The 17,574-nt window shown below is 58.3% G+C and carries 12 protein-coding genes and 4 tRNA genes; 3 read left to right on the top strand and 13 right to left on the bottom strand.

The genetic code is table 11. The features are described from left to right. Positions 1 to 105: 105 nt before the first annotated feature. From msrB to malQ, 4 genes are all read right to left on the bottom strand, one after another. On the bottom strand, positions 106 to 492 hold the full coding sequence (msrB, locus tag AACX78_RS05570) for a peptide-methionine (R)-S-oxide reductase MsrB (protein ID WP_059113056.1): 387 nt from the start codon (positions 490 to 492) through the stop codon (positions 106 to 108). Between the two features lie 56 nt (positions 493 to 548). After that, positions 549 to 2,696: a glycogen debranching protein GlgX gene (gene glgX / locus AACX78_RS05565; RefSeq protein ID WP_159165616.1), complete on the bottom strand. Its 2,148-nt coding sequence runs from the start codon at positions 2,694 to 2,696 to the stop codon at positions 549 to 551. Further along, positions 2,696 to 4,873, bottom strand: coding sequence for a 1,4-alpha-glucan branching protein GlgB (glgB, locus tag AACX78_RS05560; protein ID WP_159165615.1), 2,178 nt, complete (start codon positions 4,871 to 4,873; stop codon positions 2,696 to 2,698). Before glgB ends, glgX begins: the two co-directional genes overlap by 1 nt. An 82-nt stretch (positions 4,874 to 4,955) precedes the next feature. Then, complete coding sequence (malQ, locus tag AACX78_RS05555) at positions 4,956 to 7,145, bottom strand: 4-alpha-glucanotransferase (protein WP_201302790.1); 2,190 nt, start codon at positions 7,143 to 7,145, stop codon at positions 4,956 to 4,958. 345 nt (positions 7,146 to 7,490) lie between these two features. Between malQ and gap the strand changes: the two genes are divergently transcribed. Together gap and AACX78_RS05545 are read left to right on the top strand one after the other, a co-directional pair. After that, positions 7,491 to 8,486 (top strand): type I glyceraldehyde-3-phosphate dehydrogenase, encoded by a 996-nt coding sequence (gap, locus tag AACX78_RS05550; RefSeq protein ID WP_005313250.1) that lies wholly within the window; start codon positions 7,491 to 7,493, stop codon positions 8,484 to 8,486. A 115-nt stretch (positions 8,487 to 8,601) separates the two neighbouring features. Beyond that, positions 8,602 to 9,468, top strand: coding sequence for a D-hexose-6-phosphate mutarotase (locus AACX78_RS05545; protein WP_159165614.1), 867 nt, complete (start codon positions 8,602 to 8,604; stop codon positions 9,466 to 9,468). An 87-nt stretch (positions 9,469 to 9,555) separates the two neighbouring features. Here the strand turns inward: AACX78_RS05545 and nadA are convergent, their stop codons facing one another. Next, positions 9,556 to 10,629: a quinolinate synthase NadA gene (nadA, locus tag AACX78_RS05540; RefSeq protein WP_005313257.1), complete on the bottom strand. Its 1,074-nt coding sequence runs from the start codon at positions 10,627 to 10,629 to the stop codon at positions 9,556 to 9,558. 141 nt (positions 10,630 to 10,770) lie between these two features. Between nadA and AACX78_RS05535 the strand changes: the two genes are divergently transcribed. After that, positions 10,771 to 12,876: a methyl-accepting chemotaxis protein gene (locus AACX78_RS05535; RefSeq protein WP_159165613.1), complete on the top strand. Its 2,106-nt coding sequence runs from the start codon at positions 10,771 to 10,773 to the stop codon at positions 12,874 to 12,876. 48 nt (positions 12,877 to 12,924) lie between these two features. On the opposite strand, the gene AACX78_RS05530 is transcribed toward AACX78_RS05535, so the two are convergent. The 8 genes from AACX78_RS05530 to tolA form a co-directional block, all read right to left on the bottom strand. Beyond that, a tRNA-Val gene (locus AACX78_RS05530) sits at positions 12,925 to 13,000 on the bottom strand. A 101-nt stretch (positions 13,001 to 13,101) separates the two neighbouring features. Next, positions 13,102 to 13,177, bottom strand: a tRNA-Lys gene (locus AACX78_RS05525). A 24-nt stretch (positions 13,178 to 13,201) separates the two neighbouring features. Beyond that, a tRNA-Val gene (locus tag AACX78_RS05520) sits at positions 13,202 to 13,277 on the bottom strand. Between the two features lie 17 nt (positions 13,278 to 13,294). Further along, positions 13,295 to 13,370 (bottom strand) — tRNA-Lys (locus AACX78_RS05515). Positions 13,371 to 13,544: 174 nt separating this feature from the next. Continuing rightward, positions 13,545 to 14,345: a tol-pal system protein YbgF gene (gene ybgF / locus AACX78_RS05510; protein WP_159165612.1), complete on the bottom strand. Its 801-nt coding sequence runs from the start codon at positions 14,343 to 14,345 to the stop codon at positions 13,545 to 13,547. A gap of 86 nt (positions 14,346 to 14,431) precedes the next feature. Beyond that, on the bottom strand, positions 14,432 to 14,956 hold the full coding sequence (pal, locus tag AACX78_RS05505) for a peptidoglycan-associated lipoprotein Pal (protein WP_005313284.1): 525 nt from the start codon (positions 14,954 to 14,956) through the stop codon (positions 14,432 to 14,434). A 49-nt stretch (positions 14,957 to 15,005) separates the two neighbouring features. Further along, on the bottom strand, positions 15,006 to 16,331 hold the full coding sequence (gene tolB / locus AACX78_RS05500) for a Tol-Pal system beta propeller repeat protein TolB (protein WP_096119680.1): 1,326 nt from the start codon (positions 16,329 to 16,331) through the stop codon (positions 15,006 to 15,008). A 77-nt stretch (positions 16,332 to 16,408) separates the two neighbouring features. Continuing rightward, positions 16,409 to 17,572 carry a cell envelope integrity protein TolA gene (tolA, locus tag AACX78_RS05495; RefSeq protein ID WP_159165611.1) on the bottom strand — a complete coding sequence of 388 codons (1,164 nt, stop codon included), beginning with the start codon at positions 17,570 to 17,572 and terminating at the stop codon, positions 16,409 to 16,411. Positions 17,573 to 17,574 lie beyond the last annotated feature (2 nt).

Here is a 17,574-nt window from a genome sequence, read left to right as displayed (position 1 = left end):
GGTCTGGCCCAGACAGGCCTCCGGCAATGCGGCGGCGGTAAGGACACAAAAAAACGGCGCCTCTGTTAACAGAGGCGCCGTTTTTCATATCAGTGGGTGAGCCCGTCAGGCATCCGGGTCGAAATCCAGACTCAGGCTGTTGACGCAGTAACGCTGGCCTGTCTCGGTCGGTCCGTCGGGGAAGACGTGACCCAGATGGGAGCCGCACTGGCTGCAGGTGATCTCCACCCGCTTCATGCCGTGGCTGCTGTCTTCTGTGTAGGTCACTGTGCCTTCGATGGCTCGATCGAACGAGGGCCAGCCGCAGCCGGAGTCAAACTTGGCATCCGAGTGAAACAGCACGCTCTTGCAGCAGACGCAGAGATAGTCACCACTCTTGCGGTTGTGGAGCAAGGCACCGCTGTAGGGCTGCTCGGTGCCTTTCTCCCAGCAGACGCGAAACTGTTCCGAACTCAGCTTGTTGCGCCACTGCTCGGGATTGTTGTTGCTCATACCGACTCCTTGCCATTAATCACGGCGCCCAGCATACCCAGTCAGGCCGCTTTGCTCTACCCCGCCAGCGGGAACTGTGATCCCGTTGGCAACACGGTGGCAACATCCGGTGTAACGGCGACCTCCTCTTTGGCCAAGGCAACCGCCGGCAACGAAACCCGCTCCAGCAACTTGAGGGAGTGGGCGCGGCCAACCGCCACCTGACGCTTGATGTCATCGGGCAGGAAGGGCAGGCCGTCATTGGTGGCCGTGTCTATGGTCTGGATCCACTCCATGCCATCCCCGGGTGGCGGCAGACGGAACTGGATGTCGTAGTCGCTGGCATTGAACAGCACGAACCAGCGCTCCCCGCCGCAGTCAATCATGCCGATGTCCATGGCGAACGCCTGCCCCATGGGGGCGTGCCAGTCCTGATCGGTGAGCTGATGGCCATCCGGGTGATACCAGTTGACCTGGTGGCAGCTGCTGGGGGCCCCGTTCCAGCTGTCGTCGCTCAGTTGCAGGTTGGAGAAGACGGTGGACTCCGCCCGCAGCGCCATCATCTGCTGAGTGAAGGCGAGCAGCCGCTCATCCTCCGGTCGCCACTGCCAGTTGACCCAGCTGATCTGGTTGTCCTGGCAATAGGCGTTGTTGTTGCCCAGCTGGCTGCGGCCCATCTCGTCCCCGGCCAGGAAGTGCGGTGTACCCTGGGAGAGCAGCAGGGTGGCAATCAGGTTGCGCTTCTGCTGCTGACGCAGGTTGTTGACACGGGGATCCAGGGTCGGCCCCTCGACACCATGGTTGCTGGAGAGGTTGTTGCCGTGGCCATCCCGGTTGTCCTCGCCATTGGCCTGGTTGTGGCGCTGGTTGTAGGAGACCAGATCCTCCAGGGTGAAACCGTCGTGATAGCAGAGGTAGTTGACGCTGGTATGGGGAGCGCGCCAGTTCTTCGGGAAGAGATCCCGCGAGCCCACCAGCCGGGTGGCAAAATCCCCCATCTTGCCGGCATCGCCGCGCCAAAAAGCGCGCACAGTGTCGCGATAGCGGTCGTTGATCTCCAGCCACTGGCTCGGGAACTGACCGAGGCGATAGCCGAACGGCCCTATGTCCCAGGGCTCGGCGATGAGCTTGACCCGCGCCAGCACGGGATCCGCCATCATGGCCTTGAAGAAGGCCCCCATGGGATCGAACTCCCCCGCCTCCCGTGCCAGGGTGACGGCAAGGTCGAAGCGAAAACCATCCACCTGCATCTCCGTGACCCAGTAACGCAGGGCATCCAGCACCAGCCGCAGGCTGTTGGGGTGATCCAGATTGACGCTGTTGCCGCAGCCTGTGACGTTGGCATGACGACTGTAGTCGGGGCCGTGAGCCCCCGCCTCGAAGGCATAGTAGCCCGCATTGTCAAAGCCCTTGAATGACAAGGTGGGGCCATCGAAACCGGATTCGGCTGTGTGGTTGTAGACAACGTCGAGTATCACTTCGAGTCCTGCCCTGTGCAGCTCCCGCACCATGGTCTTGAACTCGGTGACTGCCTCGCCGGCATCAGTGCTGTAACGGGGTTCGGGAGCGAAGAAAGCAATAGGGTTGTAGCCCCAGTAGTTGGTGAGCCCCAGTTGCTCGAGCCTGGGCTCGGACATGAAGGCAGCCACCGGCATCAGTTGCACCGAGGTGACGCCGAGGCTCTTCATATGCTCGATGATCAGCGGATGGCTGATGCCCAGATAAGTACCCTGCAGCGCTTTGGGGACACCCGGATGTAGTTTGGTAAAGCCCTTGACATGGGTCTCATAGAGGATGGTACGGGCCGGGCTGACGTTGGGTTTGCCAACCCCCTGCCAGTCAAAGCTGTCATCAATGACCACCGATTTGGCAATCATCTCTGCACTGTCCCCCTGGTAGAGTGCTTCATCCCAGTAAGTAGGGCGACTGAGTGCCCTGGCATAGGGGTCGATCAGCAGCTTTTGCGGATCAAACAGCATCCCCTCCTGGGGCGCACCATGTACCCGATAACCGTAACGCTGACCGGCCTTGACGCCGCGCACATAGCCGAAGCGATATTGGCCACGCCGGCCGGGCAATGCCAGCCGGACCAGCTCCTGCTCCTGCTCGTCGAACAGGCAGAGCTCTACCATGTCCGATTGGGGGGCCCAGACGCAGAAGTGACAACCCGTCTCATCGAGCAGGACACCCAGCGGGTGGTCCTGCCCCTTTTCCATTGCAAACATCAAGACTCCTGTTTGATGAACAAGGTCGCGAGCGGCGGCAGATCCAGCACTATGCTGTGCCCCAATCCCTGCCAGGGGGTTGGCTCGGCGACGAAGACCAGACCCACATCATAGTTGCTGCCCCAGTAATGCTCGCTATCCGTATTGAGCACCACGCGGTAATTGCCGGCGGCAGGCACCCCGAGTCGATAGGCGATGCGCGGTACCGGCGTGAAGTTGCAGGCCACCATGATCGGGTGGGCCCCCTGCTTGTCAGCCCGCAGCCAGGCAAAGACACTGTTGTCGGCGTCGTTGTGATCCAGCCAGCGGAAACCGGTCTGCTCATAATCGGCCTGATACAAGGCAGCTTCATGACGGTAGAGGTGGTTGAGATCGCGGATCAGGCGCTGCTGACCGCCGTGCTTGGGATACTGCAGCAGGTGCCAGGGTAGCTGGGCATCGTGGTTCCATTCGTTGCTCTGGGCGATTTCGGTGCCCATGAAGTTGAGCTTCTTGCCCGGGTGGGCATACATGAAGCCCATGTAGGCGCGCAAGTTGGCCGATTGCTGCCACTCGTCGCCGGGCATCTTGTAGAGCATGGAGTGCTTGCCGTGCACCACCTCGTCGTGGGAGAGCGACAGGATGAAGTTCTCGTCATAGTGGTAAACCATGGAGAAAGTCATGTCGTTGTGGTGATAGCGGCGGTGAATAGGCTCTTTCTGCATATAGGTGAGAGTGTCGTGCATCCAGCCCATATTCCACTTGAAGCCAAAGCCGAGGCCACCGAGAAAGGTGGGACGAGACACGCCGGCAAAGGCGGTGGACTCTTCGGCTATGGTCATGGCGTGGGGATACTTGCCGTACACCTCTTCGTTGGTCCACTTCAGCAGGCTTATCGCCTCGTAGTTGTGGTTGCCACCGTCGACGTTCGGCACCCACTCGCCGGCATTGCGCGAGTAATCCAGATAGAGCATGGAGGCGACCGCATCCACCCGCAGGCCGTCGATGTGGAACTTGTCGAGCCAGAACAGGGCGCTCGCCACCAGGAACTGGCGCACCGTATTGCGGCCAAAGTCGTAGATATAGGAGTTCCAGTCCGGGTGCCAGCCACGGCGCGGATCTTCGTACTCATAGAGCGGCGTGCCGTCGAAACGGGCCAGACCGTGGGCATCGGACGGGAAGTGAGCCGGTACCCAGTCCAGGATGACGCCTATGCCGGCCTGGTGGCACTGATCCACGAAATATTTGAAGTCATCGGCACTGCCGTAACGGCTGGTGGGAGAGAACATGCCCACCGGCTGATAGCCCCAGGAACCGCTGAACGGATGCTCGGAGACTGGCAGCAATTCGATATGGGTGTACTCCATCTCCTTGATGTAGGACACCAGATCCACCGCCAGCTCGCGCCAGCTCAGGCTGTCGCCGTTGGAGTGACGCTTCCAGGAGCCGACATGCAGTTCATAGATGGAGAGGGGCTGATCCCGCTTGTCATTGTGCTGGCTGGCAATCCAGGCGGCATCTTGCCACTGGTATTGATCGTGGTCATACACCACTGAGGCGAACGACGGATACTGTTCGCAGTAGAAACCGACAGGGTCGCTCTTGTGAGGCAGACGATGACCGGCAGGATCCTTGAGTTCAAACTTGTAGCGATCCCCGGCCTTGAGTCCCGGTACGAACAGCACCCAGTGACCACACTGGCTGCGTTGCATGGGGTGACGACGGCCGTCCCAGAAGTTGAAATCACCGATCAGGCTCACAGCGGTGGCGCTCGGCGCATAGACGGCAAAACGCACCCCTTCAACCTGCACGCCAAGATGCTCCACGCTGCGCAGTTGCGCACCCAGGGTGTGGTAGATGTTTTCCGGCTGTGAAGTCAGTTCTGCCAGACCGGCCCAACCCGCATCCTGAAACTGATAGGGGTCGACAAATTCAGTACTGGCATCGGGGTAGCTGGCGAGCAGCTGATAGGGAAAGGGATTTTTACGGCGGGTGAAAACAGTTTCAAAAAGGCCCGATTCATCGGTGGGTGCCAGGGTGGCAACGACTTTGCCCGACTTGAGATCCTTGACGCGCACCTCGAGGGCATCCGGCAACCAGGCGGTCAGTTTGAGGCCAGGCCCATCCGGATTGGCCTGCAGGCCTAAATGAGAGAAGGGATCGGCACAGCGGGCAGCAACCAAACGTTCAACGAGCATCGAGATTTCCTTTCATAGCTGAGCATCCGCTCCGGCCAGGGCCGAAGCGGATGTAAGTGAGTCACGTTTTGTCGGCAGTGGCTCAACGACTGGCCTCATCACGGGCCTGGCTCATCTTGCCTGCCAGCGCCTTGAGCGCTTCATTGGCAAAAATATCCTCCAGATCGGTGGACAGCTTGCGACGCCAGTTGGGGTATTCGTAACTGGTGCCCGGCACGTTGACCGGCTTGTCCATCTCCAGCCAGTCTTCCAGCTGGGTGCTGAACAGGGCGCAGCTGCCGCGGGACATATGCAGTTGCAGACCATGGTTGAGCTCGGTATTCATGCCGACCCAGTTCACGTCATGGCTGATGTCGTCAGAGATGACCCCATGGGCATGCAGGCTGTCGAGGATCCGCTGCTTGGCCTGATGGCGATCAGCATACAGTGTCTTGAGAACGTCTTCATCCGGATACAATCCCAACTCGCGACCCAGCGCCAGATCGTCGCAATGCCAGAAGCCCTTCAGGGTCGGCATGTCGTGGGTGGTCAGGGCCGACATCGCCTGCTCGGTGTAGTGCGCCGGAGAGATAAAGCCGCCATCGGCCTTGGAGCGCTCGAAGAAGAACACCTTGTAAGAATGGACGCCGTTCTCTTTCAGGGTCACGTCTATGCCTTCCGGTACAGTCCCCAGGTCTTCACCGATCAGCAGGCACTGATTGCGGTGGGATTCGAGCGCCAGGATACCCAGCAGATCGTTGACCGGATAATAAATGTAGGCTCCCTTGGCGGCAGACTCTCCGGGCGGTACCCACCACAGGCGCAGCAAGGCCATCACGTGGTCGATGCGCAGCGCGCCGCAGGAGCGCATATTGGCGCGGAACAGATCCACCATGGGCTGGTAGGCCGCTTCAAACAGCTGGTTCGGGTTCATGGGAGGCAGGCCCCAGTTCTGACCAAGCGGGCCCAGAATGTCAGGCGGTGCACCGACCGAGGCTTTCGGGCAGTAGAGATCCCGGTTGGCCCAGATCTCGGTGGAGCCTTCGGAGACGCCGACCGCCAGATCCCGATAGATCCCCATCACCATGCCAGCGGCCTTGGCGCGAGCATCGGCTTGCGCCAGCTGCTCATCGGCCAGGAACTGCAAGTAGAGATAGAAGTTCACATCCTGGCTGTGCGCGGCCATCCAGGCAGCCACCTCGGAGTTGTGGTAATCCCGCAACTCTTCTGCCCATACCGGCCAGCCCCAGGCATTTTCGCCCTTGGCATAGAAGTGGGCCTGCAGGGCATCAAACGCCGCCTGCTGTTGCAGGCTGTCACCACCGGCCGCCACGAAGGCATCGAACTCTGCCCGACGCTCGGCACTGAAGCTGGCTTCATCGAACACCTGACGTAGCATGCCGATCTTGGTCTGGATAACGCCGGTGTAATCCACGTTGCTCTTGGCACGCAGCTCGTTCAGGTGCTGCTGAAAAGCCGGATTGGCCACTTCGGCCTTGAGGCGATCGTTGGCCAGAAACTCGGGCACGGCTTCCACGTTGATATAGGCCACATTGAGCCAGCGACGGGAAGAGGGGCTGTAAGGGCTGGCACTCTCGGGGTTGGCCGGATAGAGGGCATGAATGGGATTCAGACCCACGAAGTGGGCGCCCCAGGCGGCCGCTTTCTCGACCAACTGGCCGAGATCGCTGAAATCGCCTATGCCCCAGTTGTGGCGGCTGCGCAGACAGTAGAGCTGCACGCTCGGCCCCCACACCTTGCGGCCTTCGGCGATCGGAGCCTGCTTGTAGCACGCCTTGGGCGCGACGATGAGACGCATGCTGGCAAGTGGCTCATCGTTGCCCTCCTCCAGCAAGGTCAGCTGGTGATAGCCAAGCGCTGGCTGTACATCCAGCGCGACCTGGTAGGCCTGGCACTCCATCTCTTCGAATTCAGCCACGCCAACCAGCTCACCCTCAATGGGGGTGATTTGGCCGGACAACACAGTCCCCTGCTCCAGCGCAAGCTGCCAGGTAAGGGCGTCATTGACGAAATCGATGGGCAGACGGACTTCAAGGGTGATGGGCTCACCGCTGCGGACCACCATGACGGGATCCAGCGCGCGCAGCCAGTGCTGACGGTGCTCCTCTTCCAGCTGCTCGGTCAGGGCGGCCTCGTCATCGACGCGGTAACCCATGGCGCCCAGCATGGCAGACTTGCTCTCTTCGGATACCTGGGCCGGGTGGCCCCAGGCATCAACATACTCGCTGGCGATACCTTTGGCGGCAGCCAGCTGTTCAATCAGGGTGGTCATAGTTTGAGAATTCCCGCTGTGGATTCTATCTATACTATTTTGATTAATTTTTATGGGTGGTACTTGAACAGTGGCTCTGTGGCCATGCTAAACCGCGCACATTTTTACACATCTGCCGGGCTGGTTGTGTGACAGAGCAGGCACTATTGTTGATCTCTGTGACGCTGACCAATAGATAGTTATTTCGACAAAAACTGGTAGTCAGTTACATAAACAGAAAATAAATTTCACAGTTTTTCATGATATAGCGCAATTTCAGACAGATTGTTGGTTGACTCACAGGGGAGTTCTAGTAAATTTACAAACGGAATTTTCTTTGACTACTGAACAGTTAGGTAACCAAATATGACTATCAAAGTAGGTATTAACGGTTTTGGCCGCATCGGTCGTTTCGTGTTCCGTCTGGCCGCTGAGCGTGCTGACATCGAAGTGGTTGGCATCAACGACCTGATCGACGTTGACTACATGGCTTACATGCTGAAGTACGATTCAACTCACGGTCGTTTCAATGGTACCGTTGAAGTTAAAGACGGCAACCTGGTTGTTAACGGCAAAACCGTACGTGTTACCGCTGAGCGTGACCCGGCCAACCTGAAATGGGATGCCATCGGTGTTGACGTTGTTGCCGAAGCCACCGGTCTGTTCCTGGACGACGCAACTGCTCGCAAGCACATCGCTGCCGGCGCCAAGAAAGTCGTTCTGACTGGCCCGTCCAAAGACGCCACTCCTATGTTCGTCATGGGTGTCAACGACGCTACCTACGCTGGCCAGGACATCGTTTCCAACGCTTCCTGCACCACCAACTGCCTGGCTCCGATCGCCAAGGTTCTGAACGATACCTTCGGTATCGAATCCGGCCTGATGACCACTGTCCACGCTACCACTGCTACCCAGAAGACCGTTGATGGTCCGTCTGCCAAAGACTGGCGCGGTGGCCGCGGTGCGGCTCAGAACATCATCCCGTCCTCTACCGGTGCTGCCAAAGCTGTTGGCGTTGTTATCCCGGAACTGAACGGCAAGCTGACCGGCATGGCCTTCCGCGTACCGACTCCGGACGTGTCCGTTGTTGACCTGACCGTCAACCTGAAGAAAGCCGCTACCTACGCCGAAATCTGTGCAGCCATGAAAGCAGCCTCTGAAGGCTCCATGAAGGGTGTGCTGGGCTACACCGAAGATCAAGTGGTCTCCACTGACTTCCTGGGTGAGCGTCAAACTTCCGTGTTCGATGCCAAGGCTGGTATCGCACTGAACGACAAATTCGTTAAAGTTGTATCCTGGTACGACAACGAAATGGGCTACTCCAGCAAAGTTCTGGACCTGATCGCTCACATCTCCAAGTAATTTGGGATGCGCAATCAAGTAGCTTGAAAAAGGCGGCCATTGGCCGCCTTTTTGTATTTCGGCCCCTGGATTTTCCGACCCTCTCTTCTGAATGTGCGCGAGCACAGGAGTCCTCATGCAACCGATACGCTCTCTGACTGCCCACTGTACCCTCAGCCATAACGCGGCTGGCCAACCCCTGCTCACCATCGACAATGGCGATGCCAAGGCCGAGATCAGCCTGTTTGGCGCCCATGTGTTGCGCTATCAGCGTCACGGCGAACCCGCCTCGATCTGGCTCAGCGACAAGGCAGTGCTGGATGGCAGCAAGCCCATCCGCGGCGGTATCCCCGTCTGCTGGCCCTGGTTTGGCCCGGCGCCAGCCCGCGTTGGCAGTGGCAAGCCTTCCCATGGCTTTGCCCGCACCACTCTCTGGACCCTGGACGGCGTCTCCGATCACGGCGATGGCACCCTGGTACATCTCTCTCTGCGTGACAATGAGTCAACCCGTGCCCTCTGGCCGCACCCTTTCGAACTGGAACTGGACGTGCTGATAGGCAAGGAACTCTCGCTGGTGCTGACGACCCGCAATACGGGTAAAACCCCCGTCGCCTATAATGCCGCCTTGCACACCTATCTGCAGATAAGCGCCCCAGAGGCTGTCAGCGTGACCGGGCTGGGTGAGCCTTACGCCGACAAGCTGACGGGTCAGGATGGGCAGCAGCAGGGCGCTCTGACGCTCACAGCTGCCATTGATCGGGTCTACCACCAAGCCGAGGCCATGGTGATGGTCAAGGACGGCGATCGCACCACTAAAGTGGTGAGCGGCAACAACGACAGCGTCGTGGTCTGGACCCCCTGGCTGAAAGGGGCCACCGCCATGGCGGACATGAGCGACGATGGCTACCGCACCATGCTCTGCGTCGAAGCGGCCATCACGGCCGAGGCTGGCGTCGTTATCGCACCGGATGAGGAGCACAGCCTCTCTACCGTGATCATCTGATCTTCGTCTTCGCGAACCCCATAACGAAAGAGGGCACCCAACGGGTGCCCTCTTCTATTCAGCCTTTCTATTCAACTCTTCGCGCACTCAGGCGTTACCCCGTGTCTTTAGCTTGAGTTCCGCAGCGAAGTCCAGCATGCGATCCAGCGGGATCAGCGCCTTCACCCGCAGGGCTTCATCCACCAGGATCTCGTGACGCTCGGCGCCATCGGTCAACGCCTCCTTGATCGCCACCAGGCCGTTCATCGCCATCCAGGGACAGTGGGCGCAGCTACGGCAGGTGGCACCATCGCCACCGGTCGGCGCCTCGACCATCTCCTTGTCCGGACAAGCCTGCTGCATCTTGTAGAAGATGCCGCGATCGGTCGCCACTATCAGCTTCTGCTGGGGCAGCTCTTTGGCCGCCTTGATCAGCTGACTGGTGGAGCCCACCGCATCGGCCAGCTCGATGACGGAAGCCGGAGATTCCGGGTGCACCAGCACGGCCGCATCCGGGTTCTGCTCCTTGAGCTCGCGCAGGGCCTTGGCCTTGAATTCGTCATGGACGATGCAGTGGCCCTGCCAGCGCAGCATCTGGGCCCCCGTCTTCTTCTCGATATAGGCACCGAGGTGCCTGTCCGGGCCCCAGATGATCTTGTGGCCCTGGCTGTCGAGGTGTTCGACTATCTCAAGCGCAATGCTGGACGTCACCACCCAGTCAGCCCGTGCCTTCACCGCAGCCGAGGTATTGGCATAGACCACCACTATGTGGTCGGGGTGGGCATCGCAGAAGGCCGAGAATTTATCGATGGGACAACCCAGATCGAGGGAACACTCGGCCTCCAGAGTCGGCATCAGTACCCGCTTGTGAGGGCTCAGGATCTTGGAGGTCTCCCCCATGAAGCGCACCCCGGCGACGATCAGGGTCTGCGCGGCATGATCCCGACCAAAGCGGGCCATCTCGAGAGAGTCACCGACGAAACCGCCACTGGCCTCGGCCAGCGCCTGGATCTCGGGATCCGTGTAGTAGTGGGCAACCAGCACGGCCTGACGCTCTTTCAGCAGTGCCTTGATGTCTGCGATCAGGGTCGTTTTCTGCTCGGCGGTCAGCGGGGCCGGTTTGACCGGGAACGGGTAGTCCATCTCGACCACCGGAGGGATATTGCTCAGTGCATTGCTCATTGCGACTGTTCCATCAAGGCTCGGAAAGGCAAAAATTATAACCAGAAGCCGGCCACAAACCCATCAACAAATCCGGTGATACGCAAGTGTCCGAATATACTCAAGTAATTCGTTGTCATTCTTGCCAAAAGGAGTTGTCGAATGAAACAACGCTCTCTCAAAACCAAGCTGCTGTTGCTCACCATGGGCCTCTTTCTGTCCAGTGGACTGGCCATGACACTGATGCAATCTTCCTCCTTGCAATCCCTGCGCAGCGACATCATGGCCCAGACCCGCAGTGCGCTGGAGCAGGAGGTCTCTCGCACCCTGCAGTTCCAGGCCGAACGTTACGCAGTACAAATAGGGGCCCTGTTGCAACAGTCCTATCAGGTACCGCTGGGGATCGCCGCCCAGCTCGAGGGCAGCATGGCTCAGCCTGATCGCGCCCTCTCCCGTCCCCAGGTCGAAACCCTGCTGGGCAGCCGCTTGCAGCAGGCGAGCGGGATCAGCTCCATTTATGCCCAGTTTGAAGCCGATGGCTATGATGGCCAGGATGCCAGCTGGCAATCCGGCGCATCCCACTCAGTGCCCGACAAGGGCAGTCTGGAGATCTATTTCGTCCGGGACCAGGGTGGCCAGATCTCGCAACAGCAAGTGGACGCTGCCTCCAGCGAGGCCAAGTACGACACCTCGGTCAACGAATTCGGTATTCGCAACAGCGAATGGTACCTGTGCGGCCGGGATACTCGTCGCCCCTGCCTGATGGAACCCTATCTCTACGAGATAAGCCCGGGCAACCAGATGCTGATGACCAGCCTGACGGTACCCATCCTCAAGGAGGGCAAGTTCGTTGGCATAACCGGTGTCGACATGAACTTGCCCATTTTCCAGCAACTGGCAGAAAGCCTGGGTAAAAGCCTGTATGACAATCAGGCCGACGTGACCCTGGTCAGCAAGATGGGTCTCATCGTCGGCAGCAACCGCCATGCCGACAAGCTGGGCCGCCCGCTGACGGAGGTCGGTCTGAGCGCCCCCACAGGACAAACCCTGGATACCGATACCGACTTTATCCTGCAACAACCGGTGCGGATCGAGGCGGCCGATACCCAGTGGTGGCTGCTGATCAAGGTACCCAAGGCGCTGGCACTGAGTCAGGCCAATACCATCAGCACTCAGCTGGGGGATCTGATGCAGGCGGCCCAGCGCCAACAGCTGATCACAGTGACCCTCATCACCCTGCTGGCACTGGGCCTGCTCATCTGGTTCATCCAGACCATCACGGCCCCCTTGTCGCTCATCAGCCGCCATGTCTCCCACCTCTCCAGCAACGAGGGAGATTTGACCCAGCAGATGCAGATCGACACCCACCAGGAGCTGATCGAGCTGGCAGGACATCTCAATGCCTTTCTCGGCAAGCTGCGCGGCATGGTGCAGGGCAGCAAACTGATAGGCCAGCAGGTACACCAGCAGGCACAGGGCATGAAGCAGACGGCCGACACCATGCGCACCAGTCTGGATGAGCAGAGCATAGAACTGGAGAGCGTGGTCAGCGCCATGCACCAGATGAGCACCACTGCGGTCAGCGTGGCGGGTTACGCGGAACAGGCCGCCCAGGAGTCAGAAGCAGCCACCCATCACATCAATACCGCCCAGCAGACCCTGAGCAATGCCCGCAACGAGATCCATACCCTGGTTGAAGACATGCATCAGGCTGACAAGGCGGTGGCGCTGGTGGCACAGCGCAGCACCAATATCAGTCGAATTCTGGATGTGATCCGGGCCATTGCCGAGCAGACCAACCTGCTGGCACTGAACGCCGCTATAGAGGCAGCAAGGGCGGGAGACATGGGACGAGGTTTTGCGGTGGTGGCAGACGAAGTACGGGCCCTTGCCAACAAGACCCGGGAGTCCACCGACGAGATAGGGCAGCTCATCGGCAGCCTGCAAACCGAGGTGAGCAGCAGCCAGCAGCTGATGAGCACAGGCATCACCCGCTCGGCCAGTACGGTCGAGGGCACGGAACAGGCATTCGAGGCCCTCAACTGGGTGGTCGCCCAGATCCAGCAGATCCACGATCACATCAGCCAGGTGGCCACTGCCGCCGAGCAGCAGAGTGCGGTCAGCGACGACATCAACCAGAACCTGATGCGCATTGGTGATGCTGCCACCACCATTGGCCAGGAGGCCAGTGCCAGCCATCGCCTGAGCGAAGAGCTGGAGCAGGCCTCAACTGCACTGGCAACCCAGCTGGAGCGCTTGAGAACCTGATGACAAACGACCATAAAAAAAGCCCGCATCGTTGCGGGCTTTTTGATCTGGTGGTCGTTACTGGGATCGAACCAGTGACCCCCTCCTTGTAAGGGAGGTGCTCTCCCAGCTGAGCTAAACGACCTGGGATTCTGGAAATGATGGTGGGTCGTGCTGGATTCGAACCAGCGACCAAAGGGAGGTGCTCTCCCAGCTGAGCTAAACGACCTGGGATTCTGGAAATGATGGTGGGTCGTGCTGGATTCGAACCAGCGACCAATTGATTAAAAGTCAACTGCTCTACCGACTGAGCTAACGACCCATCTAAATCATTTTTTTTACAAACTGGTGGTCGTTACTGGGATCGAACCAGTGACCCCCTCCTTGTAAGGGAGGTGCTCTCCCAGCTGAGCTAAACGACCTGGGATTCTGGAAATGATGGTGGGTCGTGCTGGATTCGAACCAGCGACCAATTGATTAAAAGTCAACTGCTCTACCGACTGAGCTAACGACCCTCACCACGACCAGGACCGGCTGCAATACTGCTCCGGCTCTGACGGCGGCCTATATTACGGATTTATCATCCTGGCGCAATAGAAAATTCTTAAATTAAATCTGTTTGTTCACTGCGCATACAAAGCAGGGCCGTATTTACAAGATTGTTACGAAAACAGTGACCTACGGTAATGTTACAACTTGCTCAGACTCTGCTTGGCCAATTGGGCTGGCGAGGTATTGGGATAGCCCTTAATCACCTGCTCATAGAAGGTTTTGGCTTCCGCTTTCTTGCCATCGAGTTGTGCCAGCATACCCAGTTTCAGCAGGGCATCGGCCCGCTTGGGAGACTTGCTGAACTTGTTCGCTACCGTGGAGAACTGCGCCGCGGCACCGGTCCTGTCCCCCTTGTTGAACAGCAGTTGACCGAGCCAGTAGTGGGCATTCGGCACATAGCTCGAACTCGGGTACTGCTTGATGAACCCTTCGAAGGCAGGAATGGCCTTGTCGTAGTTCTTGTCCTTGAGCACCATGTTCACGGCCGCATCGTAGGCCTGGTTCTCATCCAGATTGGCTGAATAGTTTGCAGCTGGGGCTGCACTCGCTCCGGCCGCAGGCGTGGCGGGGGCAGCAGCAGGCTTGCTGTTGGCTACCTTGTCCAGCTCTTGATAGAGCTGACGCTGACGCTCTTGCGACTGTTCCATCTGGTAGGTTTGCTGCTCCAGCTGGCCACGCAGCTCAGAGACCTCCCCTTGCAGGGAATCCACCTGTTGCTGCAATTCGGCCTGCAGGCGCAGACGGGCATTGAGGGTGCGTTCCAGCAAGGCAACCCTGTCTTCCAGGCTGCCTGTGGGCATGATGGCGCCATTGTTGCCGCTGAGGGCCACGCCACCACTGCCATTGCCACTGAGGTCGCTCACAGGCGCAGCCGCCTGAGCACTCAGTGCAAATAAGACGGCCATCACAATAGTCGCTTGCTTATACACGAGCTTCATTCGGAATAAACCTTAGCGTTTAGTGCAAATAAAACGGCCATCGAAATGGCCGCTTGCTTATATACGAATTAAATTCGGATCAAACCTTAGTAAACCAGAACCGCACGGCGGTTTTTGGCAAAGGCATCCTCGGTGTGAGACAGATCCAGCGGCTTCTCTTCGCCATAGCTGACGATGGAGAGCTGCTCAGCCTGCACACCCAGGGTTTGCAGATACTTGGCAACAGCCTTGGCACGACGCTCGCCCAGCGCGATGTTGTATTCCGGAGTACCGCGCTCATCGGCGTGGCCTTCGATCAACACCTTGACGGACGGACGCTCACGCAGGTAGCTGGCGTGTGCATCCAGCAGGTCAGCGTACTGACCCTGAATGTCATAACCATCAAACGGGAAGTAGATCACGTTGTCACGTTGCAGTGCTTCAAACTTCTGACGCATCTGCTCTTCCGGGGACAACATACCGTTGGCGCCACCGGTTTGTACACCGCCCATGCCGTCGGTCATACCTGACTCGGCGCCAGCGGCGTCAGAATCAGAAGAGGAGCTACAAGCGGCCAGGGTGAACAGTGGCAGTGCGATGGCCAAACCCTTGAGCAGTTTATTGAGTTGCATGCTATTTCCTTAAACCTTTATAACAAAACAAAAAACAATCGAATTTTTATCAATTCAAAAAGGGCGACCAAGCTGGTGCACGAATTTCACCGCTACTGGTCGGAAGGACCGCCTTGAAACGACCATCGGTCGATACCAACGCCAGGCTCTTGCGACCTTGATAGATGGTGGCATAAATGATCATGCTGCCATTGGGAGCCACACTTGGCGACTCATCCAGAGCACTCTGGGTCAATACCAACATTGCTCCGCTTTCCATATCTTGACGAGCGATGCGATATTGTCCCTGAACCCGGGTCACCATCACCATGGACTTGCCGTCCGGCGTGACAGAGGCACCCTGGTTGGATTCTCCTTCCCAGGTCATCCGGCGAGTGACGCCAGTCGCCAAATTTACGCTATAAATCTGGGGTTTGCCACCACGTTCAGAGGTGAAAATCAAAGTTTGCCCGTCAGGCATCCAGGCCGGTTCAGTATCGATCACCCGGGTATTTGTCACCCTTGTCAGCTGCTTGCTTGCAACATCAATGACATAGATATCGGGCTGACCATCTTTGGACAGCACGATAGCCAATCGACGACCATCAGGAGACCACTTTGGCGCCCCGTTGATGCCGCGGAAACTGGAGATCAGGCTGCGCTGCTGGTTGTAGATGTCCTGCACATAGATTTCAGACTTCTGGTTCTCGAAACTCACGTAAGCCAGCTTGCTGCCATCCGGCGACCAGGCCGGTGACATCAGCGGCTCACGGGAGCGCAGCAGTGTTTTCTCGTTGTAACCGTCGTAATCGGCAATGCGCAGCTGATACGGGAATTGGGTACCGTGCTCTATGGAGACATAGGCAATCCGCGTCAGGAAGGCACCACGCTCGCCCGTCAGACGCTCATAGACGATGTCGGAGATACGGTGAGCAAACTGGCGCATCTGGGCACCCGGTATGGTCGCCATTCGGCTGTCCAGGATGTAACCGTTGCTCTCCCCGCCCTGAGTCTTGGCCAGCTGGCCCTTCAGTACGTCGACCAGCTCGAAGTTGATCTTGTAAGTACCGTCGCCGACGGCAGCAATGGAACCGACCACGACGGCCTCAACCCCCTGGGACGCCCAGGGTGCGAAGTTGATCTCGCCACTTGAGCTAGGGGTTTGCGGCATCTGGCCACGGGCCAGCGGTTTGAACTTGCCACTGCGCATCAGGTCGTTGGAGACCACTTCCGCGATATCCTGCGGCAACTGGCCATTGCCTTCCCACTTGAAAGGGGCAATGGCAATGGGCCGCGCACTGTCGATACCGCCAGTGATAACGATGTCCAAGGCCGCCTGGGCACTCTGGCTCAGCAACAAGCAGCCAACCAAAGCAAAAAACACTTTTCTTATCATGGCTTAAACTCTCAGTTCCAATTTGAGACTCAGTTCTCTGATCAACAACACTTGCCAATCAAAGCAGAAACACTTTCTTAAATCATTGGCGCTAGCTGAAGGCGCAGATCCTTCATCAATTCGAACGCTGCCGGAGCTTTAGGTACCGGCAACTGGTTTGCCTTCAATACGGCCGCTTTGCCGGAACGACATACTGCCGGGTCACCCTGGCCGTTATCTACCGAGATGACAAAACCAGTGCTGGCAAGCCGTACGCCGATAGTACATGTTTTGCCCCGCATGGTGGGGTCCAAAATCATATAACGCTCAACAGTGGCCTTGATGAGTGCCGCATATTTGTCGACCTCACCTTGCGCTGCCGCCGATGCAGCCTGACTGCGAGCATTGGCCTCAGCCGCCAGCTGCTGCTGCATCATGTCTTCCATCTCTTTTTGCAACTTGGCTTGCTCGGCTGCTTTACGCTTGCGCTCGGCCGCTATCTTAGCCTGCTTGTCGGCTTCAGCCTTGGCTTTCTTCTCTGCGTCAGCTTTTGCCTTCTTGGCAGCTTCTTCCTTGGCCTCCTTGGCTTTCTTGTCCGCTTCCGCCTTGGCCTTTTTCTCGGCCTCTGCTTTGGCTTTCTTGTCCGCTTCGGCTTTGGCTTTCTGCTCGGCTTCCTGCTTGGCCTTCTTGTCCGCTTCTGCTTTCTTGGCCGCCTCAGCCTTGGCTTGCGTCTCCTCGGCCTCTTTCTTCTCTTGTTCCTTTTTCTTCTTCAGCGCCAGCGCCTTGCTCTCGGCTTCTGCCGCCTTGCGTTCAGCCTCGGCTTGCTTGGTTTTCTGCTCTTCCAGCTTGCGGGTTTCCTCGGCTTTCTGCGCCTTCTCTTCCGCCAGCTTCTGCTCGGCGACTTTTTTCTGCTTCTCAGCCTCGGCCTTGCGGGTCGCCTCTTCGGCTTCCTTGCGCTTGGTCTCGGCGATACGCAGCCGCTCCTGCTGCTGGGCCAGCTCACGCTTGGCGAGGTCCGTGTCTTCCTTATCCTGCTCTTTCTCTACCTTCTGGGGCTTGGGCTGAGACTTCTGCTGCTGGATCTGCTTGGCCTGTTCGTTGAGGAAGTTCTCGTCAAGCATGACGGCATTGATGATCTGCCCCTTGGACTCTGGCCGCTTCGGTTTGCTGAAGTCGACCCCGACCAGCAAAATGATGCCGACGATCAGGTGCAGCAGCAGCGACGCGATGAGATAACCGGAAATACCACGCTTCACATCCATCT

It is taken from the genome of Aeromonas sp. 9A, assembly GCF_963900955.1.
Lineage (GTDB): Bacteria > Pseudomonadota > Gammaproteobacteria > Enterobacterales > Aeromonadaceae > Aeromonas > Aeromonas salmonicida.
Note: the sequence above shows the minus strand (reverse complement) of the source record. Positions and strands in the feature narration are given on the sequence as shown.